Annotated in this window: 8 protein-coding genes; 2 read left to right on the top strand and 6 right to left on the bottom strand. The window is 67.8% G+C overall.

Annotated features, from left to right (window positions below; all coding sequences use genetic code 11):
- The 4 genes from E1285_RS00665 to E1285_RS00650 form a co-directional block, all read right to left on the bottom strand.
- A partial coding sequence (locus E1285_RS00665) for a phosphorothioated DNA-binding restriction endonuclease (protein ID WP_207946319.1) occupies nucleotides 1–888 on the bottom strand: 888 nt, incomplete at its 3' end.
- Nucleotides 889–898: 10 nt separating this feature from the next.
- The gene (locus E1285_RS00660) at nucleotides 899–2,461 is read right to left on the bottom strand and encodes a hypothetical protein (protein ID WP_132146390.1); all 1,563 of its coding nucleotides are present in this window, start codon (nucleotides 2,459–2,461) and stop codon (nucleotides 899–901) included.
- A gap of 43 nt (nucleotides 2,462–2,504) precedes the next feature.
- A complete protein-coding gene (locus tag E1285_RS00655) occupies nucleotides 2,505–2,720 on the bottom strand; it encodes a hypothetical protein (RefSeq protein WP_132146387.1) in 216 nt (71 codons plus the stop codon).
- A 19-nt stretch (nucleotides 2,721–2,739) separates the two neighbouring features.
- Nucleotides 2,740–3,063 carry an ATP-binding protein gene (locus tag E1285_RS00650; protein ID WP_132146384.1) on the bottom strand — a complete coding sequence of 108 codons (324 nt, stop codon included), beginning with the start codon at nucleotides 3,061–3,063 and terminating at the stop codon, nucleotides 2,740–2,742.
- Between E1285_RS00650 and E1285_RS46410 the strand changes: the two genes are divergently transcribed.
- Together E1285_RS46410 and E1285_RS00640 are read left to right on the top strand one after the other, a co-directional pair.
- Nucleotides 3,037–3,549 (top strand): DUF397 domain-containing protein, encoded by a 513-nt coding sequence (locus tag E1285_RS46410; protein ID WP_132146381.1) that lies wholly within the window; start codon nucleotides 3,037–3,039, stop codon nucleotides 3,547–3,549. The two genes, E1285_RS00650 and E1285_RS46410, sit on opposite strands and share 27 nt — an antisense overlap.
- Before the next feature lie 548 nt (nucleotides 3,550–4,097).
- Entirely contained in the window at nucleotides 4,098–5,672 is a 1,575-nt protein-coding gene (locus E1285_RS00640) for a DUF222 domain-containing protein (RefSeq protein ID WP_243722446.1), read from the top strand.
- Nucleotides 5,673–5,924: 252 nt separating this feature from the next.
- Here the strand turns inward: E1285_RS00640 and E1285_RS00630 are convergent, their stop codons facing one another.
- Nucleotides 5,925–6,251 carry a transcriptional regulator gene (locus E1285_RS00630; RefSeq protein ID WP_132146375.1) on the bottom strand — a complete coding sequence of 109 codons (327 nt, stop codon included), beginning with the start codon at nucleotides 6,249–6,251 and terminating at the stop codon, nucleotides 5,925–5,927.
- Nucleotide 6,252: 1 nt separating this feature from the next.
- Nucleotides 6,253–6,852 carry a hypothetical protein gene (locus E1285_RS00625; RefSeq protein WP_132146372.1) on the bottom strand — a complete coding sequence of 200 codons (600 nt, stop codon included), beginning with the start codon at nucleotides 6,850–6,852 and terminating at the stop codon, nucleotides 6,253–6,255.
- Between the last annotated feature and the right edge of the window lie 473 nt (nucleotides 6,853–7,325).

Raw genomic sequence — 7,325 nt, 5'->3', positions numbered from 1 at the left:
GGCGGCACGGGCGGGGCTGCGGAAGACCTGCCTGGTATGCCATTCGATGTGATCAGGCTCGACCGGAACCAGTCCTGGCTGCGGCTCCCGCGCGAGCCGCCCGACCAGGTCGAGAACAAGGCTCCGCGACGTCGCGGCGCGGCCTATGTACTTGCGGGACACGGTGATCGCGCGGTCTCCGGTAAGGCCGACGACACCCCTGTCGAGAAGCCGATGATGGAGCGCGCACAAACAGATCCCGTTACCGAGACTGTCGGGACCGCCGTACGTCCGCCATCGCACATGCGCGGCATCCAGCCCGACGGCGACGCCGCTCAGCCAGCCGTCGTAACCGCAGAAGGCGCAGCAGTACTCGTACGCCTCCAGCACTTCGAGCCGGAAGCCCGGGTCGCGAGGACCGAACTCGTCGCTCACATGGGACGGCAGTTCGGCGTCCTCCAGGTCCAGCCCGACCATCTGGCAGATGTCGGCATGCAACGACGGTGCGAAATTGGCGTCCAGCAAGGCCCGCACGATCTGGGGGAGCAGCGCCGACTCCTCCAATAGCGCGGTGGTGAGAGCGGGATGCAACCGTCCCTTGGCATGCAGGCTCCGCAACGGCCCCACATTGGGACCTGGGCTGCCCGCGCCGTCAGTCGTCGTGACCTCCCAAAGGCGGTCGTCATTGGTCAGGTGGTGGAAGGGATATCCGGGGCTGGTCGTCCGGGGCGGGCCGAATTCCTGGAGCAGCCGATCCAGATCCTGCTCAGCGGCCGAGAACTCGATCGCCTGCGGGCCCTCGCTCCGGAAGCGCCCGAGCGCGTAGAGCAGCAGCAGCGGCTTGTGCGGAGCGCGCTCCCCGTTGCGCGAGTAGCGCCTGACGCTCAGAACCCGCTCCACCCAGTCCACAACGGAAACCCTAATCCGGCCGGACGTCGTCCCGGGCCCCATCGTCGGCAGCCCCATCGTCCGCAGCCCCATCGTCTGCGGCCCCGTCCATGGCCCTACGGAGGGTGGCTTCCGCTGCGCGCCGGGGTTCGGACTCGACGGCCCCGGGAATGGCGCCGTCCCAATTTTCGGCCGTTTCGTTGACCAGGTCCTTGAACGAATCGTCGATGGCGGCGAATCCGACCAGAGCGGCGACGGCGATCAGCGGACGCGCCCAGTCCCGGCCCTCCACGGCCACGGTGACATCCACCTTCCATCGGTCGCCTTCTGCCGGCGAACCCGCGATCGAGATGCTTCCTTCGCCCAGCCGGTGGTCGATGGTCGCGGTGAGCGCCGGAACGTCCCCGCCGGAGCCGCCGACGTCCGCCCACCAGCGCTCGAGATTCGCCTCGCCCTCCAGCCCGAGCTGCGTGAACTCCTCGATCGACATAGTGACAGCGCCCCGGACGACGGCGGGTTTCTGTGCGCTGTCGATCTCGGCCCATCCCGTCGGCCCTTGGCCAGTACCGCTGAACTCGACCCGGCTGGGACCGGCGAGATCCCATGCCGCAACGCTCACGTCCAGGGACTCGGGCTCCCTCTCGTCCTCGTTCTCGGCCTCGTGAAAGAAGCGGTAGCGCGACCCGGCCTCAATATGCTCGCCTTCGATGAGCCGAACGTCGGCAGACGTGTCCGTGAGGCGGCCCTTCTCGAAGCGCAGCCCTTCGACGGCCTGGTGAAGTGCCGTCACGTACTCCTCAGCCCATTCACGTGACACGGGCTTGACCTCTACTTGATGCCGCAGGGTGACGCGCTCCTGCAGCCCGCGCTCCACCAGGTCGGGCATGAACCCGTTCCAGGCGGCCTCCGCCTTCCCGAAACCATCGCTCAGCGCGCGCCGGACGCGACTCCGCACCGCGAGAAGAGCGATAGCGGCCACCGGGCGCGCAATCCAGCGTCCGCGGGACCGCAGCCTGCCTTCTACGGCCCAACGTTCGTCCTTGTCCTTGCCGCGATCGATGAGGAAGGACGCGATGGCGAGCGGGTGCTTGACTCGCAGCGAAATGGGCGAGGTGCGCTGGCCCAGCACGGACCACCATTCTTCGAACCGCACCTCGGCCTCCCAATTCGCGCGCTGAAGCTTGCGAAGCGGCCCTGGCCCCGGCCCTTGGTAGCTGCCTGCGGCGCGGAGGGTGTGCGCCCGTTGACCGACCATGCGCAACTCCAACCGCGCGTGGAGGACATGCCCGTCGACATCGGACGTCAACTCGATGCGCGATTCACCGGCCCGCTTCCACGACACCACCTTCACCTCGATGTCGGCTTCGTCGCTCTCCATGTCCGGAGGCACTATCCGGTATCGAGCACCGGCGGTGAGATGCTTGCCCTCGACCAGCCGCACATCGCCGATCTCCGCTCCGATTTCGAGGTGGCCGTCATCGGTGAAGGGCAGCTCCTCCAGCGCGTCCAGGAGGGCGCGGACGACCTCGTCCATCAGAGGACGAGGAACCGGGGCGAGCGCGACACTGCTCTGAAAACGCGACATGCCGATCATGCTCCCGCACCCACGGGCCGCTTCGCCACAGCCCCGGGCCTGGTCATGCACCGCCGAGGAGGCGGACGGCGCGTTCCACGGTCCCGGGATCCGTGATCCTGATCACGTCCAGCAGACCGTCGACATCAGGCGCCGAGATCGTGACCCGGCCGGTGGCCCTCCATATGCCGTGCCGGTCCCGCGTGATCGCCCATTCGGGAAACAGAAGGTGCTGAAGCAGCAACAGCGTGACGGGCGCGTTCAGCGGAGCGTCGCCCACGCGACCTTGCCTCCTTCGTTCAGAGAGGACGAACGCCCCACGCCTGGACGAGTTCAGACATCAACAAGAGCCCTCGGCCGGACGAGGCCGCGTAGTTCTCCGGCCGGACCACCGGCCGCCCCTCACCGGCATCCCAGACCTCCACGGTCACCGGGCCGTCGTTTCCGTCCCGGAGGACACGCACGATGATCGGTCCTTCTCCGTGCAGGTAGGCGTTAGTGACGAGTTCGCAGACCACCAGCCGAGCCACGTGGTCGTCGTCGATCTCCCATTCGCGGAACTGCTCGGCGAGGAACCGGCGCGCGAGGCGAGGTGCTTGATCGGACCAATCGAGAACGATCATCGGGATCTGGGGCTCTGCATTCCGGGCCTGCTCCAGACGCCGGATTACGCTCGCGAACTCCACCGGGCGGGCCGTCCCGGCGACGCCGAAGAGGAGATCGAGACCCTCGTCGCGACCCGAATGGAGCGCAAGACGGTGCTCACCGAGACGAACGGACCCACGCTGTGGGTCCTGGTGGATGAGCCCGTCCCGCGTCGCCCGGTCGGTTCACCCAAGATCATGCGTGACCAGATCGGCTATCTCCTGGAGATCGCCGACCACCCGAAGGTCTCCATCCAGGCAATCCCCTTCGACACGGGAGCCCACGCCGGCCAGACGTGTTGCTTCATCCTCTTGGCTCTGCCTGGCGGGATGACCGTGGCCTGCGTGGAGCTGGCCCAGCTGCCCAGGGCTATCGGCGTCCGGGATTCCAAGGACCCGGATGGTCCGAAATTGGTCGTCGCTCGCGACACGTTCGCAGTGTTGGTGGCCGAACTCAAGCGCTGAATACCTCCCGGGCAAACTTCTGGAGTCTCGATCCTCGCTGGGTCGGGGCTCTTTGTTTCGGTGCGGCCCAACGCGCAATTTTGGGCGATGAGCGTGGCCTCCGACTGAGGTTGGGTGCGTCCGGTCTTCTTCGGGTGTGGCTAGGGTTGTCCTTTATCGGTTCTATTGGTTCCTGTGAGTGGACGGCTGAGGTGGCCTTCCGAAGGTGGACGCGCTCGCTCATGTTTGTTGCCGGTTGCTGTCACGTTGGTTGAGGTGGTCGGCTGGGGAATGGTGTTCGTCTGCGGGGCGGGCGCGGGGTTCTGTGGAGCGCCGCGCTCCGCGCGGAAAAGCGTTCAGCGAGGACGGGCGGGTGGTCGGGGGCGCCGCTGATGGTGCGCGCGAAGTGCACGCTTGTGACCGGATCTCGCGGCCATTCTCTCAGTGCACCGGGCAGAAAAAATGCGGTGATAGAAATGTGGCGTGTCCGGATTGTCCGCCGTTGTTAACGTGATCATCGCCTACAATGAAAGGGTGCAGGATCGCGTTGGGAGGTGAACCCGGTGTCCATGCCCCTCGAAGTTGTCGAAGGCCCCGAAATCGTCGGTGGCGCACGTGAATGGGAAGATCGGGCTTGGTTTCCGCCCGGCCCGCAGTTGGCGATCTGCCTGTCTGGTGGAAAGCAGCACCTCGCCGACCTGACCGATGATGAACTCCTCCAGGTCGCTGCTGCCGCGCGTCGGCAAACCTCTTGGGCTCAGGCCCGGGAACTTGCTGCGATCGCCGAACTCACCCAGCGCCGCACCGCCGCCGAAAAGGCGGGCGACCCCGACTACCGGACCCTACCGGCGCGCGAATCGGTCACCGAAGAAGTCGCTGCCGCGCTGACCGTCACCGGCAATACCGCCGCCACCCTGGTCCACCTGGCCGAACAACTCACAGGCCCGCTGGTTGCCACCGGTGACGCACTTGAAGTCGGACGCATCGACATGGCCAAGGCCCGTGTCATCTGTGACGTCACCGACACCCTTCCCGAGCAGGTCACTCGGCGGGTGGAGGCGGCGGCCCTGGTGAAGGCGTCCGCTCAGACGACCGGACAACTGCGGCGTCGCATCAAGCGGATCGCGCAGCGGCTGGCCCCCGAAGCGATCGAAGAACGCAAGCGGGAAGCGGTACGGCAGCGGCGGCTGGAGCTGTGGGACAACCCGACCGGTACCGCCGACCTCGCCCTGTGCGACCTGGCCGCCGAAGACGCCCACGGCATCCACAACAAGATCACCGCCGCCGCGCACGGCCTCAAGGCCGACGGTGACACTCGTCCTCTCCACCTGATCCGCGCCGACCTGGCCACCCAACTGCTCAACGGCGCCCCGCTGCCCGAAGCCATCCACGCAGTACTCGCCCAGGCCAGCGACGCCGCGCCCCAACCCGCCGCCGCCACCGATGCGCAAACCGGCGGGACGCTACATCTCCGCGGAAGTGCATCCGCCGATCACGCAGCCGGTCATGCGGTCAGCGGTGTGCCGCGTCCCGACGGTGCGGCCCCGTTGCCCGCCACGGTCACCACGCCGGACCCAGCCGGAGCGAGTGCAGAGGCCGGTAGCAGCCAGGCGAGCGGTACGCCGCGTTCCCGTGACGGTGCAGCATTCGAGCCGGACACGGCGGATGCCGGTTCACGGGACGAAGATTCAGCCATCTCGGAGTTGGCGGCGATGACGGCGCGGCGGCTCACGCACCTGCGCGACCGGACCCCCGCCGCCGAACTGCCCGCCGCCGTCAACCACGCTGTCCAGCACACCGCCGCCCAGCTCGCCCGCCGACGCGACGCGCTCTGCCGAGGCGACGATGAACGGCATGGACGGCCCGGCTACCGGCCCCCGGCCAGCCTTCGGCGCGAAATCCAAGAGCGCCACGCCACCTGCGTTTTCCCCACCTGCAACCAGCCCTCGCACCGCTGCGACATCGATCACACCACGCCCTGGGGACCAGGCATTACCTGCCGCTGCAACCTCGCGCCGCTCTGCCGCCGACACCACCGACTCAAACAAAGCCCAGGCTGGAAACTCCACCACCTCTGGCCCGGACTTCTGGTGTGGACCACCCCGGCGGGAGCCTGGTACATCGTCCGCCCCGAGCGCCGTTAGCCTCGATCCAATAAGAGCCAACGGGGCGGCCCGTCCCCCCGGGACCCTCCGGGCAGCTGCTGGGCGAAATTCGCGCTCGAAGGTCTGTCCGAGGCACTGGGGGCCGAGGTCGCCCCATTCGGTATGCGCGTGTTGATGGTTCCTTCCGCACCGAATTCGGTGGCCGGCGGATGCACCGGTCGCCGGCCATCGAGGAGCTTCGCCTGGCGGCGGTCGTGTCGAGAAAGCGGTGCTGGTCCCGGCCTCGGGGGTTCAGTCCTCGGGGGAGGTCCAGGTGCGGGCGGCCTCGTGCAGGCTTATCAGCCGGTTCCAGTGTTCAGTAACAATGACGCGGCCGGGCTTGGTGAGGCTGACGACGGTTCGGGGACGGCGTTCGCCGGTCTTGTCGATCTTGACGATTCCCCCCTTCTCCAGCTTGGCCAGGTGACTGGACAGATTGCCTTTGGACAGGCCGGTGATGCGTTGGAGGTAAAGGAAGTCGGCGCTTTCGCAAGCCGACAGCGCGCTGGTGATCGCCAGCCGGGACGGGTCGTGGACCAGCCGGTCGATTCCCGTCATGTCCGCGAACGGGGTGCCCACCTCACTCCTCCTCGCCGGCCGGTTGCGGAAGCGAGCGGACCAGGGCGCGGTGGTCGAGCAGGCCATTGACGACGAGCAGAGCGCCGACGGTCAGGAGTTGCCAGAGGGGATCGGCCGAGGCGAAGGGATGCTCTCCCGACGGGGTGAGCACGCCGAGCGGAGCCAGGGTCAGGGCCACGAGCAGCGCGGCCGAGGCCGGGTAATGTCCGCGACCGTGCCAGGGCGGTTTGCCCATCAGTGCGAGGAGGACGGCGAAAATCAGACCGCCGGTGTGATGCCCGGGCGTCGCGGTGACGTTGGCGGCGGTGATCACCACGAGCACGCCCAACAGCAGCGCGGGAAGCATGAGCCAGGCGTGGAACCTGGGACCGTCGCGCCGCGGCGTGACCGTGCCGAAGGTCCCGCGGTAATAGCGGGCCACAGCCACGAGCAGAACGGCGAAGAACAGGACGAGGGCGACGTGGTTCTCCCGGATGCCCTCGAAGGCGAAGGATCCGAGGAAGAGGCCGCAGGCGGCCAGGTAGAGCCCCCGGCGGTGGGCGTGCTCGGCGGTGGATCGGCGGATGCGATCGAGGCGGTCGAGCTCGGACGAGGTGACCATCGGGCCTCCGGTTTGCAGTACAGACCTTCTTCACTCTAGGTGCGAGGGGTGAGGTTTGCAATGCAGACCTTTGGCTTCGGGGCTTGAGCAGCAACCCACGATGACCGCGACGGTTGTCACGGGCCATGACGAGCGGAGGAACGAGTGGTCGGCGCGCGCGCCCGGATGGTTGTCCAGCCACGGCCGTGGGCGGAGTTCCCGTGGGCCGGGTGTGATCAGGCCGGGTCCAGGGCCAGTGGCGGGGCCCGCTGGAGCGGATACGCCGTCCGCCTCGGGGGAGGTGCGCGGCGGCCGGGAAGACGCGCAGGCGCAGGTGTTTGGGGTTTCCGGCGGCGGGCCGGATGGTCGCTGGAGGCGGGGGTTGGGTCCAGGCGGTCAGGCTGGGGACGGCTGCGAGCGTGGCGGGTGTAGCTTCTCCCCGTGGTGTACCAGGAGGAGACCAGGGCGGGGTACGACGGGGTCGTCGAGTTGTA

Origin of the sequence: Actinomadura sp. 7K507, assembly GCF_004348425.1 — a bacterium.
Taxonomy (GTDB): domain Bacteria; phylum Actinomycetota; class Actinomycetes; order Streptosporangiales; family Streptosporangiaceae; genus Spirillospora.
This window is presented reverse-complemented; position numbering and strand designations above follow the sequence as displayed.